The sequence below is a fragment of the Streptomyces sp. NPDC051452 genome (genome assembly GCF_044454765.1).
GTDB lineage: Bacteria > Actinomycetota > Actinomycetes > Streptomycetales > Streptomycetaceae > Streptomyces.
Genome location: NZ_JBITEB010000012.1, coordinates 168,893 through 185,790, shown reverse-complemented (window position 1 = coordinate 185,790; position 16,898 = coordinate 168,893). Strand labels below are relative to the sequence as shown.

13 protein-coding genes are annotated in these 16,898 nt (G+C 71.8%); 5 read left to right on the top strand and 8 right to left on the bottom strand.

Annotated features, from left to right (window positions below; genetic code table 11):
- On the bottom strand, positions 1–960 hold the full coding sequence (locus ACIBA9_RS26315) for a metal ABC transporter substrate-binding protein (RefSeq protein ID WP_399366702.1): 960 nt from the start codon (positions 958–960) through the stop codon (positions 1–3).
- 161 nt (positions 961–1,121) lie between these two features.
- On the opposite strand from ACIBA9_RS26315, the gene ACIBA9_RS26310 reads away from it, so the two are divergent.
- On the top strand, positions 1,122–2,504 hold the full coding sequence (locus ACIBA9_RS26310; RefSeq protein ID WP_362156817.1) for a glycine--tRNA ligase: 1,383 nt from the start codon (positions 1,122–1,124) through the stop codon (positions 2,502–2,504).
- A 92-nt stretch (positions 2,505–2,596) separates the two neighbouring features.
- On the opposite strand, the gene ACIBA9_RS26305 is transcribed toward ACIBA9_RS26310, so the two are convergent.
- On the bottom strand, positions 2,597–3,649 hold the full coding sequence (locus tag ACIBA9_RS26305; RefSeq protein WP_399366700.1) for a chitinase: 1,053 nt from the start codon (positions 3,647–3,649) through the stop codon (positions 2,597–2,599).
- A gap of 194 nt (positions 3,650–3,843) precedes the next feature.
- Between ACIBA9_RS26305 and ACIBA9_RS26300 the strand changes: the two genes are divergently transcribed.
- Both ACIBA9_RS26300 and ACIBA9_RS26295 read left to right on the top strand, forming a co-directional pair.
- Positions 3,844–4,854, top strand: a complete 1,011-nt coding sequence (locus ACIBA9_RS26300; RefSeq protein WP_399366698.1) for an aldo/keto reductase — start codon at positions 3,844–3,846, stop codon at positions 4,852–4,854.
- 26 nt (positions 4,855–4,880) lie between these two features.
- Positions 4,881–5,477, top strand: coding sequence for a TetR/AcrR family transcriptional regulator (locus tag ACIBA9_RS26295; RefSeq protein WP_399366696.1), 597 nt, complete (start codon positions 4,881–4,883; stop codon positions 5,475–5,477).
- On the opposite strand, the gene ACIBA9_RS26290 is transcribed toward ACIBA9_RS26295, so the two are convergent.
- A complete protein-coding gene (locus ACIBA9_RS26290) occupies positions 5,458–5,859 on the bottom strand; it encodes a hypothetical protein (protein WP_399366694.1) in 402 nt (133 codons plus the stop codon). The genes ACIBA9_RS26295 and ACIBA9_RS26290 overlap by 20 nt on opposite strands.
- A gap of 124 nt (positions 5,860–5,983) precedes the next feature.
- A complete protein-coding gene (locus ACIBA9_RS26285; protein WP_399366692.1) occupies positions 5,984–7,411 on the bottom strand; it encodes an MFS transporter in 1,428 nt (475 codons plus the stop codon).
- 101 nt (positions 7,412–7,512) lie between these two features.
- Here ACIBA9_RS26285 and ACIBA9_RS26280 point away from each other — a divergent pair, with 101 nt between their 5' ends.
- Positions 7,513–8,379, top strand: coding sequence for a helix-turn-helix transcriptional regulator (locus ACIBA9_RS26280; RefSeq protein WP_399366690.1), 867 nt, complete (start codon positions 7,513–7,515; stop codon positions 8,377–8,379).
- A gap of 49 nt (positions 8,380–8,428) precedes the next feature.
- Here ACIBA9_RS26280 and ACIBA9_RS26275 read toward each other — a convergent pair whose 3' ends face one another.
- The gene (locus ACIBA9_RS26275) at positions 8,429–9,883 is read right to left on the bottom strand and encodes an MFS transporter (RefSeq protein ID WP_399366688.1); all 1,455 of its coding nucleotides are present in this window, start codon (positions 9,881–9,883) and stop codon (positions 8,429–8,431) included.
- A 152-nt stretch (positions 9,884–10,035) separates the two neighbouring features.
- Here ACIBA9_RS26275 and dusB point away from each other — a divergent pair, with 152 nt between their 5' ends.
- Positions 10,036–11,169, top strand: coding sequence for a tRNA dihydrouridine synthase DusB (dusB, locus tag ACIBA9_RS26270; RefSeq protein ID WP_362156830.1), 1,134 nt, complete (start codon positions 10,036–10,038; stop codon positions 11,167–11,169).
- 27 nt (positions 11,170–11,196) lie between these two features.
- Here dusB and ACIBA9_RS26265 read toward each other — a convergent pair whose 3' ends face one another.
- From ACIBA9_RS26265 to ACIBA9_RS26255, 3 genes are all read right to left on the bottom strand, one after another.
- Positions 11,197–12,960 (bottom strand): CDP-alcohol phosphatidyltransferase, encoded by a 1,764-nt coding sequence (locus ACIBA9_RS26265; protein WP_399366818.1) that lies wholly within the window; start codon positions 12,958–12,960, stop codon positions 11,197–11,199.
- A 490-nt stretch (positions 12,961–13,450) separates the two neighbouring features.
- Positions 13,451–15,388 (bottom strand): glycogen debranching N-terminal domain-containing protein, encoded by a 1,938-nt coding sequence (locus ACIBA9_RS26260; RefSeq protein WP_399366686.1) that lies wholly within the window; start codon positions 15,386–15,388, stop codon positions 13,451–13,453.
- Positions 15,385–16,866 (bottom strand): MGH1-like glycoside hydrolase domain-containing protein, encoded by a 1,482-nt coding sequence (locus ACIBA9_RS26255; protein WP_399366684.1) that lies wholly within the window; start codon positions 16,864–16,866, stop codon positions 15,385–15,387. The genes ACIBA9_RS26260 and ACIBA9_RS26255 overlap by 4 nt, the downstream gene beginning before the upstream one ends.
- Positions 16,867–16,898: the final 32 nt, after the last annotated feature.

Here is a 16,898-nt window from a genome sequence, read left to right as displayed (position 1 = left end):
TCACTTGGTGCCCAGGGCCCGTCGCAGGGCCTTGAGGTTGGCGTCCTGGACCGAGAAGTAGTCGGTGCCCCGGGACTTCCCGGTGATGCCTTCGATCGGGTCGAGGACGTCCGTCCCCAGGCTCGCGTCGTGTGCGACCGTCTTCGCGGTGTCGTCGCTGACCAGCGTCTCGTAGAAGACGGTGGAGACGCCGTCGGCGGCGGCCAGCTTCTCCAGGTCCTTCACGCGCGCGGCGCTCGGTTCCGACTCGGGGTCGAGGCCGTTGATGGCCTCCTCCGTGAGGCCGTAGCGCTCGGCGAGGTAGCCGAAGGCGGCGTGCGTGGTGATGAAGGTCCTGGTCCTCGTGTTGGCGAGGCCTTCCTTGAACCGGGTGTTCAGGTCGTCCAGCCGCTTCACCAGGTGCGCGGTGTTCCTGGCGTAGTCGGCCGCGTGCTCGGGGTCGGCCTTCTCGAAGGCCTTGCCGACCCCCCGGGCGACCTGGGCGTAGCGCACCGGGTCGAGCCAGATGTGCGGGTCCCTGCCGCCGGAGTCCTCGCCCTCGTGGGTGTCGTGCGCGGCGGCGTGGCCGCCGACCTCGTTGCCGTGCTTCTCCAGCGTGGTGAGCGAGGCCGCGTCGATCTTCGTCTTGGCCGGGGACTGGGCCACCGCGGCGTCGACGGAGGGCTGGAGGTCCTTCAGGTAGAGCACGGCGTCGGTCTCCTCCAGGCCCGCGATCTGGCGCGTGCTGAGCTCCAGGTCGTGCGGTTCCTGGCCGGGGGAGGTGAGACTGGTGACGTGGACGTGCTTGCCGCCGATCTGCTCGGCGAGGAAGGCCATCGGGTAGAACGAGGCGACGACGTCGAACTTGCCGGTGTTGGCCGCGGCCGTGGAGCCGCCGGAACAGCCGGTGAGGGAGCCGAGGCCGAGGGCGGTGACCAGGGCCGCCGTGGCCGTGGATATGAGGCGTCGTCGTACGTTCATGACAGTCATTTTCAACAAAGATGGAAACCGTTGTCAACAACGCACGTCAGGGGCCCTGAGCAGGGGGCCGATTTGGTCGTGGGGGAGCCTGCGCCGGTAACCTGAATCATTCGCTGGAAGCATCTCGCTTCAACGCCCGTCGTCGTAATGAAGAGAGCACCGTGGCCGCCGACAAGATCGACACCATCGTCAGCCTGAGCAAGCGCCGTGGCTTCGTTTTCCCGTGTAGTGAGATCTACGGCGGACAGCGTGCCGCCTGGGACTACGGACCCCTGGGTGTCGAGCTCAAGGAGAACATCAAGCGTCAGTGGTGGCGCTACATGGTGACGTCGCGCGAGGACGTCGTCGGTATCGACTCGTCGGTCATCCTGGCCCCCGAGGTCTGGGTGGCCTCCGGCCACGTCGCCACCTTCACGGACCCGCTGACCGAGTGCACCTCGTGTCACAAGCGCTTCCGTGCCGACCACCTGGAAGAGTCCTACGAGGAGAAGAAGGGCCACGCCCCGGCGAACGGCCTGGCCGACGTCAACTGCCCGAACTGCGGCAACAAGGGCCAGTTCACCGAGCCCAAGCAGTTCTCCGGTCTGCTGTCGACCCACCTCGGCCCGACCCAGGACTCCGGGTCCGTCGCCTACCTGCGTCCCGAGACCGCGCAGGGCATCTTCACCAACTTCGCCCAGGTGCAGACGACCTCCCGGCGCAAGCCGCCGTTCGGCATCGCGCAGATGGGCAAGTCCTTCCGCAACGAGATCACGCCGGGCAACTTCATCTTCCGCACCCGCGAGTTCGAGCAGATGGAGATGGAGTTCTTCGTCAAGCCCGGCGAGGACGAGCAGTGGCAGGAATACTGGATGGAGCAGCGCTGGAACTGGTACCGGGGCCTGGGTCTCCGTGAGGAGAACATGCGCTGGTACGAGCACCCGAAGGAGAAGCTCTCCCACTACTCCAAGCGCACCGCCGACATCGAGTACCGCTTCCGGTTCGGCGGCAGCGAGTGGGGCGAGCTGGAGGGTGTCGCCAACCGCACCGACTACGACCTCGGTGCCCACTCCAAGGCATCCGGCCAGGACCTCTCCTACTTCGACCAGGAGGCCGGCGAGCGCTGGACGCCGTACGTCATCGAGCCGGCGGCCGGTGTCGGCCGCACGATGCTGGCGTTCCTGCTGGACGCCTACGTCGAGGACGAGGCGCCCAACGCCAAGGGCAAGATGGAGAAGCGCACGGTGCTGCGCCTGGACCACCGCCTCGCCCCGGTGAAGGTCGCGGTGCTCCCGCTGTCGCGCAACCCGGAGCTGTCCCCGAAGGCCAAGGGTCTCGCCCAGGCCCTGCGGCAGAACTGGAACATCGACTTCGACGACGCCGGCGCCATCGGCCGCCGCTACCGCCGTCAGGACGAGATCGGTACGCCGTTCTGTGTGACCGTCGACTTCGACACGCTCGAGGACAACGCGGTGACCGTGCGCGAGCGTGACTCGATGAAGCAGGAGCGCGTGTCCCTGGACCAGATCGAGGGCTACCTGGCCAGCCGTCTGGTGGGCTGCTGACCCGGATCGCAGTCGAGGGTCCACCCGCCGCCGGATCCCCGGCCGGCGGGTGGGCCCTCGGTCGTACTACGCCGCGATTCCGGCCGGGGCTCTCAACGCCCCTGAAGAGCCTTGACGTTGTCGCCGAAGGTCCAGTTCTTCGCGCCGTCCCAGTTGACCGACCAGGTCATCAGGCCCTTGAGCGAGGTGCCGTAGTGCCGCCAGGCCTGGGAGACCAGGGACGGTGACATATAGCCGCCGCCGGCGCCCGGCTGCGCGGGCAGGCCCGGGACCTGCTTGTCGTAGGGCACCTTGACGGTCGTGCCCTGCACCACCAGCCCCTTGTCGAGGCAGTCGGTCTGCGCGGTGAACCCCTGGACCGTGCCGGCCTGGTAGGAGTCGCCGGAGCAGCCGTACATGCTGCCGTTGTAGTACTGCATGTTCAGCCACCACAGGCGGCCGTTGTCCGCGTACTTCTTGACGATCGGCAGATACGCGCCCCAGATCGAGCCGTAGGTGATGCTGCCGCCGGTGACGTACGCGGTCTCCGGGGCCATCGTCAGGCCGAAGTTGGACGGCATCCTGGCGAGGATCCCGTCGATGATCCGGATCAGGTTGGCCTGGGACGCGGACGGCTGGTTGATGTTGCCGCTGCCCGTCAGGCCCGTCTCGATGTCGATGTCGATGCCGTCGAAGTTGTACTTCTTCAGGATCGGCACGATCGTCGCCACGAAGCGGTCGGCGACGGCGGAGGACGACAGGTCGATACCGGCCGCCGCGCCTCCGATGGACAGCAGGATCGTCTGGCCGGACGCCTTGGCCTGGCACATCTCCGCGGGCGTGGCCACCTTCACCCCGCTGTCCATGCCGTCCTCCCACAGGGCGGTCCCGTCCGAACGGATCACCGGGAAGGCGGCGTTGAGCACGTTGTAGCCGTGCGCGGGGATGCGGGAGTCGGTGATCGGGGTCCAGCCGAAGGGCGGGTGGACCCCGTTGGCGCTGCCGTCCCAGTTCTCCCAGTACCCCTGGAGCACCTTGCCCGCGGGCCGCGACTTCACGGCGCAGGTGTCGGCGGCGGACGCGGCGGGAGCGGTGGCGACGGCGAGGGGGCCGAGGACGGCCGTGGTGACGGCGGCGGTGACGAGTCGCAGCGTACGGCGGAGCATGCGGGGCCTCCCGGTGGGGTGCGGCGAGGTGTCGTAGGCATGACAGTCGACGGTACGAACAGTGCTCGTGGTCCAGACCTTTCGTCAAGAGGTCTGGACCAGGTCCCCGTAGATGCCATCGGTAGATGCCGTCGGGTAACAGAGATGGAATGACAGATATTGAAATCTGTCAGCTGTCATGGCAAGGTGGAGGCATGACGACGCGAACGCGAAACCTCGGAACCACCGGCCCCCGCACCGCCGCCCTCGGCCTCGGCTGCATGGGCATGTCCGCCCTCTACGGCGCCACCGACCGCGCCGAGTCCATCGCGACCGTGCACGCCGCCCTGGAGGCCGGCATCACCCTGCTGGACACCGGCGACTTCTACGCCATGGGCCACAACGAGCTGCTGGTCGGCGAGGCCCTGCGCACCGCCCCGGCCGCCGCCCGGGAGAAGGCCCTGGTCAGCGTGAAGTTCGGCGCGCTGCGCGACCCGGACGGCAACTGGGGCGGCTATGACGGCCGCCCCGCCGCGGTGAAGAACTTCGCCGCCTACTCCCTGCAGCGCCTCGGCGTCGACCACATCGACGTCTACCGCATCGCCCGCCTCGACCCGGACGTGCCGATCGAGGAGACCGTCGGCGCGATCGCCGAACTGATCGAGAAGGGACACGTGCGGCACGTCGGCCTCAGCGAGGTCGGCGCGGAGACCGTCCGCCGGGCCGCCGCCACCGCCCCGATCGCCGACCTGCAGATCGAGTACTCGCTCATCTCGCGCGGCATCGAGCGGGAGATCCTGCCGACCACGCGCGAGCTGGGCATCGGCATCACCGCCTACGGAGTGCTCTCGCGCGGCCTCATCTCCGGCCACTTCTCCCGTGACCGGCAGCTGGCGCCGGGCGACTTCCGCGCCCACTCGCCCCGCTTCCAGGGCGACAACCTCCAGCACAACCTGAACCTGGTGGAGGCGCTGCGCGAGATCGCCGGGCAGAAGGGCGTCAGCGTCGCGCAGATCGCCATCGCCTGGGTGCTCTCCCGGGGCGAGGACATCGTGCCGCTGGTCGGCGCCCGCACCCGCGAGCGGCTGGCCGAGTCGCTGGGCGCGCTCGACGTCACCCTGGACGCGACCGACCTGGCGGCGATCGAGCGGGCCGTCCCCGCGGACGCGGCGGCCGGCGCCCGCTACCCGACCGCGCAGATGGCACACCTCGACAGCGAGCGCTGAACCCGCCGCCCGGTACCGTTCACGACATGGCACCGACCAGCGAGATCCTCACCGCCGAGCGCATCCTCGAAGCGACCGAGGAGGTGCTGCGCCGCCACGGCCCGGCCAAGGCGACCGTGGTCGACGTGGCCCGCGCGCTCGGTGTCAGCCACGGCAGCGTCTACCGGCACTTCCGCACCAAGGCGGCGCTGCGGGAGGCCGTCACCAAGCGCTGGCTGGACCGCACCTCGGCGAGGCTGGCCGGGATCGCCGTCGCCGACGACAGCCCCGAGCAGCGGCTGCGGGCCTGGCTGGCGACCCTCTTCGAGGCCAAGCGGCACAAGGCGGGCGACGATCCGGAGCTGTTCGCCACCTACACCGTGCTGACCGACGAGAACGGCACGGTCGTCGGCGAGCACATCGCCGACCTGACCGGGCAGCTGACCGGGATCATCGCCGCGGGGACCGGCTCGGGCGCCTTCTCGGTGCCCGACCCGGCCGCCGCGGCCCGGGCCGTCTTCCAGGCCACCGGCCGCTTCCACGACCCCTGCTACGCCCGGGAGTGGACCGCCCCCGGCATCCAGGAGGAGTTCACGGCCGTGGTGGAACTGCTGATACGCGGGCTCACTTCACCTTCACGGTGACGGTGGGCGAGTGGACCTTCCCCGCCGTGATCCGCAGGTGCTCGCTGCCCTTGGTGTTCAGCTTGGCGACCAGCGCGTAGGAGCTGCCGTTCTTGACCTTGGTGGCGGCCTTCAGGGCCGTCCACTTGCCGGCGGACTTCTCGTGCTGGAGCACCAGCGGGGTGCCGACCTTCAGCCCCTTGGTGCGGCCGGTGAAGCGCACCTTGTCCCCGGCCTTCACGGAGGACTTGTCGGCCTTGACGGTGATCGAGCCCGTCGCACTGTTCGGGACCGACGCGCCGCCCGCGGCGAAGGCGCCGGAGGTCGAGCCGCAGAGCAGCGCCACGGAAAGGGCGCCGGCGCCCAGCACACGGCCGGAGCGGTTGCGGAGTACCGAGGTCATGGTCGTCTCCCGTCGCTCGATGGGCCCCTTCCGGGCGAGGCCCGCAGACCTCTCCCAGGCTGACCCCGCCGCGCCCCGGAGGCCACCCGGGCCGCCCGCCGCCCCGGCCGGCCGTGCCCGGCGGTCAGCCGACCTCGCGGGGCAGACGCAGACCGAGCAGGCCGGTCAGCACGATCCCGGCCAGCTGCACCAGCAACGTGGTGAGCAGCGCGTCCCGCATGCCCAGGTGCGGCACGAGGGTGAGGAACAGCGTGCCGAGGGTGGCCACGCCCAGGGCGAGCGCGGACTGCTGCGTCGTGACCATCACCCCGCTGCCCACACCGGCCCGCGCGGCCGGCACCTCGGACATCACGATCCGCAACACGTTGGGCAGTTGCAGCGCCTGCCCGGCACCCGCCAGGGCGGCACCCGGCAGCAGCGGGCCGAAGCCCAGATGCGGCCAGTCCCGCCAGGCGGCGAGCGCCAGCAGCAGGATGCCCACACCCTGCACGAGGGACCCCGCGACCACCACCCGGCTGCCGAAGCGGGCGATCAGCCGGGGACCGGCGAGGGAGGTGAACAGGAACGCCACGGCCATCGGCGCGAGCGCCAGCCCGGCCGGCACCGGATCCAGGCCCGCGCCCTGCTGCAGGGCCAGCGCGATCACGAACATGAAGCCGCTGAAGCCGATGGCGAACGGCACCAGCAGCACCAGCCCGCGCCGCAGGGAAGCCAGTGCCAGCAGGCTCGGCGGCACCAGCGGGGTGCGCCCCGTCCGGTCCGCGCGCCGCTCCACGGCCCAGAACGCCGCCGCGGTGAACGGGAAGGCGGCCAGCGACAGCCAGGTCCACAGCGGCCAGCCCGCCGCCCGGCCCTCGGTGAGCGGGGCGAGCAGGGTCAGCAGGGACAACGCCAGCAGGACCGTGCCGGGCACGTCCACCGGCTCCGGACGCTGCGAGCGGGTCTCGGGCACGAGCCGGACGGCGAGCACCAGTCCGACGACGACCACGGGCACGTTCACCAGGAAGACGGCCCGCCACCCGGTCCCGGCGACATCGGCGGCTACCAGCACACCGCCGAGGATCTGCCCCGCCACCATCGCCAGGCCGGCCGTGGCGCCGTACAGGCTCATGGCCTTCGCCCGGCGGGCGCCGGTCGTGGAGGCCTGGATGGTGGCGAGCACCTGCGGCAGCATGGCGGCGGCCGAGGCGCCCTGCGCGACGCGGGCCGCCACCAGACTCCAGGCGCCGGGCGCGAGTCCGCAGGCCAGCGAGGTCAGCCCGAAGGCGGCCATCCCGCCCAGGAAGAGCCGGCGGCGCCCGAACAGATCCCCGAGCCGGCCGCCGAGCACGAGCAGTACGGCGTAGGCGACGCCGTACCCGGCCACGACCAGCTCCAGCACGGACTCGCCGGCGGCGAGGTCGGAGCCGATGGCCGGCAGGGCGACGTTGACGATGAAGAAGTCGACCAGCGGCAGCGCCGCGGCCAGCAGAACGGTGAACAGACCGAGCCCGCCGAGCGAGGGCGGGGCGGCCGTCCGGTGGACGGTGCCGAGGGTGACGGTTTCGCTCATGACCACAAGCCTGCGGCCCCGCCCAGCCTGGTACCAGAGTCTCCTGATCCTGGTAGCCGAAGTACCTGGCAACAGGATGAGGAAGGCGGCACCCTGGAACCATGACGACCACGGCACAGCAGACCCGGCAGCCGGACACCCGAGGCTCGGAGATCCGCCGGCACGAGCTGGCCGCGTTCCTGCGCAGCCGCCGTGAGCGGATCGCACCGGAGCAGGTGGGCCTGCCGCGCGGAGCCCGGCGGCGTACCCCCGGGCTGCGCCGGGAGGAGGTCGCCCAGCTCTCCGCGGTCGGCGTCACCTGGTACACCTGGCTTGAACAGGCCCGTGACATCCAGGTCTCCGTCCAGGTCCTGGACGCCCTCGCGCGCACGCTGCGGCTGGACGCGAGCGAGCGGGCCCACCTCTTCCGGCTCGCCGGCGCCACCGACCCGACCCCGGCCGCGAACTGCCCCAGCGTGACCCCGGCCCTGCGCGAGATGCTGCGCCGGCTGGAGCCCATCCCGGCCTGCGTCCAGAACAGCCGGTACGACATCCTCGCCTACAACCGGACCTACGGCCGGCTGATGGGCGACCTGGACGCGGTCCCGCCGGAGGACCGCAACTGCATACTCCTCGTGCACACCAACAAGGACTGGCAGGCGGCGATCGTCCACCTGGAGGAGAGCCGGCGCCTGATGGCCGCCCGGCTGCGCGCCGCCCTGGCCGGCCATCTCGGCGAGCCCGCCTGGAAGATGCTCCTGAAGCGGCTGGAGGAGTCCCCGGAGTTCCGCGAGAACTGGCGGCGCTATGAGGTGGTGGCCTCCCGTTCCAAGACCAAGGAGTACCTCAACCCCTACGTCGGGCACCTCACCCTGGAACACACCGACCTGTGGCTCGGACCCGAACAGGGCGCCCGCATGGTGACCTACACGCCGAAGAACGAGGAGACCCGGCAGCGGCTGGAGCAGCTGCTGTCGCTGTGCGACTGAGGCGTCGTGCCGGAGGGCCGGGGGACAGGCGGGGACTTCGCGAGGGGCCCTACGCGGGCCGGCCCGAGGCCCCCGCCACCTGGCGCACCTCGGCCGCCTCCAGCTTCCGCGCCGTCCGCTCCGCGGTCCCGCGCGCCCAGCGCCCGCTGGTCAGCAGGCCCAGGACGAGCACGGTCAGTCCGCAGGCGGTCAGGATCCACCAGCCGGGGCGGGCCGCCGAGACGAAGGTGTCCTTGTACGGGGAGGAGCCGATGCCGGACGCCAGCACCGCGCCGACCACGGCGACGCCGAGGGTCTGGCCCAGCTGCCTGCTCGTGGAGGCCACCGCGGCCGCCACTCCGGCCTGGGCCCGCGGCATGCCCGACACCGCGGTGTTGGTGATCGGCGCGTTCACGAAGCCGAAGCCGATGCCGAACAGGACGTACCCGATCAGGAGCGTGCTGTTGGAGGTCTCCGCCTCGAAGGCCGCGAAGAGCACACCGCTCACCGTCATCGCCGTACCCGCCACGAGGAGGGGCAGACGCGGGCCCCGGCTGCCGACCAGACGGCCGGACAGCGGTGCGCACACGAACGTCGGGGCGGCCATCGGCAGCATCCACAGGCCCGCGTGCAGCGCGTCGAGGCCGCGCACGTTCTGCAGGTACAGCGTGGACATGAACAGGAAGCCGCCCAGCGCGGCGAAGGCGCTGATCGCGATCACCGTCGCCCCGCTGAACGGAGCGGAGCGGAAGAAGTGCAGGTCGATGAGGGGTTCGGCGCGCCGGGGCTCGTACCACAGGAGGGCGAGCAGGGCCGCCAGGGCGACCGCGCCGAAGGGGCCGGAGGTGGCCGCGCCGGCATCCGGCGCCTGGATGATCGCGTAGGTCAGCGAGCCGAACAGGGCGATAACCAGCACCTGGCCGACCGGGTCGGGGCGCCGGGCCTTGGGCGCGCGGGACTCCGGGACGAAGCGGAGCGTGAGCAGGAGGGCGGCGAGGCCGACCGGGAGGTTGATCCAGAAGATCGAGCGCCAACTCACCGACTGCACGAGCAGACCGCCGACCAGCGGCCCGGCCGCCATGGATATGCCGACCACCGCACCCCACACGCCGATCGCACGGGCGCGCTCCCGGGAGTCCGTGAAGGTGTTGGTGATGATCGACATCGCGACCGGGTTGAGCATCGAGCCACCCACCGCCTGCACCATCCGGAAGACGATGAGCAGCTTCAGGTCGGGCGCCATGGAGCAGAGCAGGGAGCCGACGGAGAACACCACCAGGCCGGCCATGAAGACCTTCCTGCGGCCGATCCGGTCGGCGGTGGAGCCCGCGAGCATCAGCAGCGAGGCGAGGACGAGAGTGTAGGCGTCGATCGTCCACTGCAGCCCGGAGGTCTTGGCGTGCAGATCGCGTTGCAGGGCGGGCAGCGCCACGTTCAGCACGGTGTTGTCGAGGCTCACGATCAGCAGACTCATGCAGCAGATCGCGAGCACGAGCAGGCGTCGGCGAGGGCTCAAGTCGTGCATGTCGGCATCGTACGCGGATTTCAATAGTGCGTCTAACTAATGAGCGATACACCAGCCTGGGTGGCCGACGACGGTACCGGCGGACGAGCGGGGCGCCGGGTGGGGGACAATGGGTGCTTGCCCTGTGCCGCACACCGCCCCGGAGTCCCGCGATGACCCACCCGCTCTCCATCGGCCCGCACGCCGTGACACCGCCCGTCGTGCTCGCACCCATGGCGGGAATCACCAACGCGCCCTTCCGCACCCTGTGCCGGGAGTTCAGCGGCGGCAAGGGACTCTTCGTCAGCGAGATGATCACGACCCGCGCGCTGGTCGAGCGCAACGAGAAGACCATGCAGCTGATCCGGTTCGACGCGAGCGAACAGCCGCGCTCGATCCAGCTGTACGGCGTCGACCCGGCAACCGTCGGCAAGGCCGTCCGCATGATCGCGGAGGAGGACCTGGCCGACCACATCGACCTGAACTTCGGCTGCCCCGTGCCGAAGGTCACCCGCAAGGGCGGCGGCTCGGCGCTCCCGTACAAGCGCAACCTGCTGCGGGCGATCCTGCGCGAGGCGGTGTCCGGCGCCGGCGACCTCCCGGTGACCATGAAGATGCGCAAGGGCATCGACGACGACCACATCACCTATCTCGACGCCGGCCGCATCGCCGTCGAGGAGGGGGTCACGGCCATCGCCCTGCACGGCCGCACCGCCGCCCAGCACTACGGCGGCACCGCCGACTGGGACGCCATCGCGCGCCTGAAGGAGCACGTCCCCGAGCTGCCCGTCCTCGGCAACGGCGACATCTGGTCGGCGCCGGACGCGCTGCGCATGGTGCGCGAGACCGGGTGCGACGGGGTGGTCGTGGGACGCGGCTGCCTGGGCCGGCCATGGCTGTTCGCGGACCTGGTGGCGGCCTTCGAGGGCCGGCCCGAGGACGTCGCCCGCCCCGCGCTGCGCGAGGTGGCCGACGTCATGGTGCGGCACGCCACCCTGCTCGGGGAGTGGAGCGGCGACGAGTCCAAGGGCGTGATCGACTTCCGTAAGCACGTCGCCTGGTACCTCAAGGGCTTCGCCGTCGGCTCCGAGATGCGCAAGCGGCTCGCCATCACGTCCTCGCTGGCGGAGCTGCGGGCCGGGCTGGACGAACTGGACCTGGACCAGCCGTGGCCGGCCGGGGCGGACGGCCCCCGCGGGCGTACCTCCGGCAACAACCGCGTCGTGCTGCCGGACGGCTGGCTGAAGGACCCCTACGACTGCGCGGGCGTGGGCGAGGACGCGGAACTGGACACCTCCGGCGGCTGAGCGATCCCCCCTCCCGGGGGCGGGCGGTCAGCCCTTCCGCGGGTGCGGGGTCGAGCCGTACGCCCTCAGGAAACGGTCCCTGAAGGAGCTCATCTTCCAGACCGGGGCGTCGTGGGCGGGGCGCAGGCCGTCCGTCCAGCCCCAGCCGGAGACCTTGTCCAGGACCTTGGGATCCTTGGCCACGATCGACACCGGCACGTCACGACTGGCGTGGTTGCCGCTGACCCGGGCGATGGGCTGGTGGTCGCCGAGGAACACCAGGACGGTGTCGTCGGTGCCGTAACGCTCCAGCCACTGGGTGAGGGCGGTCACCGAGTACTGGATCGACTTGCCGTACTCCTGCCGGGACTTGCTCGTGTCGGCGATGACGTCGGCCGGCTTGTTGCCCGCCGCCTGGATGCCCTTGAAGACGGAGCCGTCACCGAGCCGGTCCCAGTCGACCATCTTCGGGATCGGCGCCCAGGGCTGGTGGCTGGAGGTCAGGATGAGCAGCGACATCCGTGACTTGCCGGCGGCCGGCTTCCTGCTGTGCACCCGCTCCTGGTACTGCTGGAGCGCGTACTGGTCGGGCATGGTCGACCAGCTGAACTTCGGCCCCTGATAGCCGAGTTGGAACGCGTTGTAGACCTTTTTCAGGCCGTACCACTTCTGCTCCGGCCACCCCTTCTGCACGCCCGGCATGACGCCGACGGTGTCGAACGCGCCGGTCTTCTCGAACGCCTCCGTCAGGCTGAGGTGATCGCTGGCCATGACGGTGCGGTAGCGCTGCTGGTTGCTGATCCACAGGCCCGACATGGTGGTGGAGTGCCCGAGCCAGCTGCTGCCGCCGTAGGTCGCCGAGGTGAGCCAGCCGCTCTTGGCATGGAAGCCCGCCTTGGCGAGCGCCTTGGTGCGGACGTCGAGGGTACGGTCGACACCCGGCGCCATGATCGGGTCCTCGACGGCGCTGCGGCCGTAGCTCTCGATGAACGTGAAGACCACGTCCTTGCCGCGCAAGTCCGGCACCAGCTGGCTGCCCGGGGTGTTCCCGAAGGCGTCGACCCGGGCCACCTTCCGGAACTCCGCCTCGTCCTTGAGGGTGGCGGAGACCCGGCGGGCCTGGATCCTGAGCGCGGTGGCGGTGCGGTCGGACGCGATCGGCACGCCGGATATCTGCAGACCGAGCGAGGAGCAGGTGATCCAGACGACCCCGGCGATCAGCGTCCCCCTGGTCGCGGTGCCGTTGTGCCGGGCGAGCAGGTTGGCCAGACGGACCGTGGCCAGCGCGGTCAGGACGAGCAGCAGCAGCACGAGGATGATCACGCCGGTCACGGCGGCGAGGGTGGACGTGCGGCCGAGGGAGTCCTCCAGATACGACTCCGCGTCGCCGAACAGGCTCCAGTCGAGGACGACGTTGAAGGGGCGGCCGAGATACTGGTTGAAGCCCATGTCGAGCAGGTTCAGCACGGTCGTCGCGCCCAGCAGCGCCCCCGACACCGCCGCCAGCGCCACCCGTGGCCGGCGCGGCAGCGCGAGCAGTACGGCGGCCCCGATGACGGCTTCCCCGGGGATGCGGGTGAACTTGGCGGGCCCGAGACCCACGACGGTGTTCGGCAGCACGAGCGCGCCGACGACGAGCGCCACGGCGAGCACGGTGACCGAGACCGACACCACCCGAGCACCCCCGGGATGCCGCCCCCGCCACCGCCGCACCCACGTCCGAGGGCCACCCCGGGCCCCCGAGGCGCCCCCGGGGCCCTCCCCCTCCGAAGCCTCCTGCGGCTCGGCGTGCCCGGCAGCCTTCCCGGACATCTCCTGCGGGTCGTCCTCCGGGGTCTCCCGGGTCTTCTCCGGCGGTGCTTGTGCCTCCGGGACCTCCCGGGAGGTCTTCTCGGGCGGTGCTTGTGCCTCCGGGGTCTCCCGGGGGGTCTTCTCGGGCGGTGCTTGTGCCTCCGGGGTCTCTCGGGGGGTCTTCTCGGGCGGTGCTTGTGCCTCCGGGGTCTCTCGGGGGGTCTTCTCGGGCGGTGCTTGTGCCTCCGGGGTCTCTCGGGGGGTCTTCTCGGGCGGTGCTTGTGCCTCCGGGGTCTCCCGGGGGGTCTTCTCCTCGGTGCCGGAGTCGGCTGGGCCAGGGGTGTTCTCCGGGGTGGTCTCGGGGTCGCCGGCCGTGGCCGGTGACTGGCGCGTGCTCGTGTGCTGAGACAACCCGGAGGTCCTTCCGTGCGAGACCCGTGACGCCCTCTCGTACGGCGGGCTCCTCACCCCTGTTCACGGCGCCGGGCAAACACCAGGCAAACCCCGGCCGCTACACACCCCCCACCGCGGTCAGCAACGCGAGCGGTGCCGCCGCCGAGCGCGACTCGGGGACGCACGCGTGCGGACAGGGAACCGGCTCCGGATGGGTGTCGCGGCCGTACCCCGCCAGCACCTCCGGCAGCCGGTACCCGGTCGCCGTCGCCGCCTCCACCAGCGCGTGGGCGACCGCACGGGCCTCGTCGTGCAGGCCGTAGCGGGCCAGGCCCAGCGTGATCAGCGCGTTGTCGTGCGGCCAGACCGAGCCGCGGTGGTACGACAGCGGGTGGTACGCCGGCTGCCCGGCGGCGAGCGTGCGGACGCCCCAGCCGGAGAAGAAGTCCGGTTCGAGCAGCCGCCGGCCCACCACCTCGCCGTACTCCTTGTCCAGCAGCCCCGACCACAGCAGGTGCCCGGCGTCGGACGCCAGCGCGTCGATCTGCCGACCCGCGCCGTCCAGCGCGAGCGCCGGGAAGGAGTGCTCCCGCATCCAGAACTCCCGCTGGAAGCGGTCCCGCAGGTCGGCCGCCGCCTGCTCCAGCAGCTCCGCGTAGGTCCGGTCCGCCCACACCGTGCGCGCCACCCACGCCGTGCGGCGCAGCGCGTCGTATGCGTAGCCCTGCGCGCCCGCGGCCATCACCGCACCGCTGGGCCGGGTGCCGTCGGCGCAGCAGATCGCGCCGGGGGAGTCCTTCCAGTTCTGGTTGGCGAGGCCGCCCTCGTCGGCGCGGTACACCAGGTAGCCACGCGAGGTGAGGCCCCCGTGGTCCAGCATCCAGCCGACGGCGGCACGGGCGTGCGGCTCCAGCCGGTGGGCCATCGCCGTGTCCGACGTCGCCTCGACGTACGCCCCGAGCAGGATCAGGAACAACGGTGTGGCGTCGACCGAGCCGTAGTAGCGCCCGTAGGGGACCTGCCCGAAGTAGGCCAGCTCGCCGTGGCGCACCTCGTGCACGATCTTGCCGGGCTGGGCCACCCGGGACTCGGTGGTGCCGGTCGCCTGGGTCGCGGCGAGCGCGGGCAGTGTGGCGGCGGCCAGCCGTGGCCGGTACGGCAGGGCGAACAGCGAGGCGAGCAGGGCGTCGCGGCCCAGGAGGGTGAGGAACCAGGGGGCGCCCGCGGCCGGTACGCGCAGCTCCTCGCCGTCGGGCCCGGTGGCCGGCACCTGGAGCGAGGCCAGGTCGGCCAGACCCCGGGCGCAGGCCGCCGCCAGCTCCGGCCGGCCGGTCGGAAAGGCCACGCCCTCCATGAACTCCTCCTCCCGGGCGCGGAGTTCCGCGCGCACGGAGGCCGGATCGCGCGGCATGCGCAGGGTGCGCCTGTCGCCGTGCGGCCGGGCGATCACCCGCAGCGTCAGGGACGTCGTACCGTGCGGTGCCAGATCGAGCGTCCACACCAGCCGCCGGGCGCCGGTGCCGGTCTCCTCCACCGCCTGCGGGGCGGGGTCGGCCGTGATGGTCGTACGCGAGCGCCATTCGGCGCGCCGGTAGGTGAACTCGATGCCGTCGTCGAGGACTTCGCGGGAGCGCAGGGCGCCGGCCTTGACGTAGGTGCGGTGGTCGGAGCGGAGTTCGAACTGGTCGGTGAAGTCGGCGTCGACGGTGAGGGCGAGCCGGACCGCGGTGGGCACCGGGCGGTTGCTGGTCACCCGGAGCGACTCCACGAACGCGCTGTCCCCGACGGCCTGTTCACGGAAGACCGTGTGCGCCGGGGGCTCCTGCCGGCCGCCGCGCGGGACCAGGACGCAGCGCGTCACGTCCCCGCCGGCGACGGGGCTGAGCACCTCGGGCACCGCGCCGTCGACGGTGAGCTGCCAGCGGCTGAGGTGCCGGGCGTCCCGTACGAACAACCCGTCCGGGGAGCCGCCGCCCCGGACTCCGCTGATGTCGCCCCGGTCGCCCACGGCGGCGAACGTCGTCCCCTGCACGAGCAGATGATGCCGGTCCGTCATGCCCGGTCCCTTCCCTTGTCACTCGTGTCGAACGTGCCGGTGCCCGTCGGGGACACGCCCTGTCCGGGGTGCTTGAGAAGCTCTTGGTGCAGCTCGTGGTGGAGGTCCAGCGCGAGCGCGGCGGTCCAGCCGAAGCCGGTCGCGCCGCAGGCCTCGCCGGTGTACGGATCGACGTACTCGGCGAAGCCGGTGGCGTCGGCCAGGTGCAGCACCGCCGCGCGCAGGGCGTCCGCCCGCTCCCGCTCGCCGTGTGTGCGCAGCCCGCGCTCCAGCAGCCAGCTCGTGTTGAACCAGGCCGGTCCGCGCCAGTACCGGTGCGGGTCGAAGGCGTCGCCGAGCAGGTCGTAGCTCGGGACGAGCCGGGTGCGCTCGCCGAGCCCGAAGTGGGGGCCGCCGAGGGTGCCGAGCAGGGTGCGCACCACCTCGCGAGGGAGGCCGGGGAGCAGGAGCGGGATCAGGCCGGAGACGCCGCGCTCGGGGATCAGCCGGTCGCCTGCGCGCAGGTCCCGGCAGAGGAACATCCCGCTCGCGGGGTCCCACAGCCGCTCGACCAGGGCCGCCGTGAGCCGTTCGGCGCGCGCGTGCCGGGCGGTGCCGGGGGCGCCCAGCTCGGCCGCCATCCGCGCCAGCGCGTGCTCGGAGGCGATGAGGAGGGCGTTGAACGCCGGGTCCTCCACGGCGAACCCCCCGCCCCCGCTCGCGCCCCCGGGCCCGCGGCCCCCGTCGGCGTACCCGGCGTCCCGGTAGTCGGCGGCCAGCCGCACGTACCGCCCGTAGTCCAGATCGGTCGGCCGGTCCTCGGGCGCCCCGTGGGCGAGGTCGGCGCGGCGGAAGGAACGCGCCGGGGCCGGGGTGACGCGGGCGAGCGGGGCGTCCCAGCAGGGGCTGTTGTCCATCCCCTGCTCCCAGGGGTGCACGACACAGGCGAGGCCGCCGCCGCCCAGGTCCCGCCGGTGCAGCAGATACCGGTGCCAGGCGGCCAGCCGGGGGTAGACCCGGGCGAGGAAGCCCCGGGCCCGGGACAGGACCGGGTCGGCGCGGTGCACCAGCCAGGCCGCCAGGGCGTGCACCGGTGGCTGCACGATGCCGGAGGTCTGTACGGTGCGCGGGGCGCCCGCGCGGTGGCCGGCGGTGGAGGAGCGCCAGAAGTCGGGGCTCGGGAAGTAGGCGTCGAGCGGCACGGAGGGGTTGAAGACGATGTGCGGGACACGGCCGTCGCCCCACTGGGCCGCCAGCAGCGTCTCCAGCTCGGTCTGGGCCCGCAGCGGTGACAGGTGCCGCAGCCCGATCGCGATGAACGCCGAGTCCCACGACCACTGGTGGGGATACAGGCTCCGGGAGGGCACGGTCGAGGCGCCCGTCCAGTTCGCCTCCAGCACCCGGGCCGCCCTGACGTGCGGCGACGTGCCGCAGACCGGCGGATCGTATGCGATGTCGCGTCCCGGGAGACGGGCAGTGAGCTGGGCAGTGCGATCCACTCGGGGCTCCCCGAAGACGTCCGGCCGACCAG

Excerpts from the sequence above, each read along its gene's own strand:
- ACIBA9_RS26260 (WP_399366686.1), bottom strand. The coding sequence starts at position 15,388 with ATGACGGACCGGCATCATCTGCTCGTGCAGGGGACGACGTTCGCCGCC.
- ACIBA9_RS26285 (WP_399366692.1), bottom strand. The coding sequence starts at position 7,411 with ATGAGCGAAACCGTCACCCTCGGCACCGTCCACCGGACGGCCGCCCCG.
- ACIBA9_RS26290 (WP_399366694.1), bottom strand. The coding sequence starts at position 5,859 with ATGACCTCGGTACTCCGCAACCGCTCCGGCCGTGTGCTGGGCGCCGGC.
- ACIBA9_RS26280 (WP_399366690.1), top strand. The coding sequence starts at position 7,513 with ATGACGACCACGGCACAGCAGACCCGGCAGCCGGACACCCGAGGCTCG.
- dusB (WP_362156830.1), top strand. The coding sequence starts at position 10,036 with ATGACCCACCCGCTCTCCATCGGCCCGCACGCCGTGACACCGCCCGTC.
- ACIBA9_RS26295 (WP_399366696.1), top strand. The coding sequence starts at position 4,881 with ATGGCACCGACCAGCGAGATCCTCACCGCCGAGCGCATCCTCGAAGCG.
- ACIBA9_RS26305 (WP_399366700.1), bottom strand. The coding sequence starts at position 3,649 with ATGCTCCGCCGTACGCTGCGACTCGTCACCGCCGCCGTCACCACGGCC.
- ACIBA9_RS26265 (WP_399366818.1), bottom strand. The coding sequence starts at position 12,960 with ATGTCCGGGAAGGCTGCCGGGCACGCCGAGCCGCAGGAGGCTTCGGAG.
- ACIBA9_RS26300 (WP_399366698.1), top strand. The coding sequence starts at position 3,844 with ATGACGACGCGAACGCGAAACCTCGGAACCACCGGCCCCCGCACCGCC.
- ACIBA9_RS26315 (WP_399366702.1), bottom strand. The coding sequence starts at position 960 with ATGAACGTACGACGACGCCTCATATCCACGGCCACGGCGGCCCTGGTC.
- ACIBA9_RS26275 (WP_399366688.1), bottom strand. The coding sequence starts at position 9,883 with ATGCACGACTTGAGCCCTCGCCGACGCCTGCTCGTGCTCGCGATCTGC.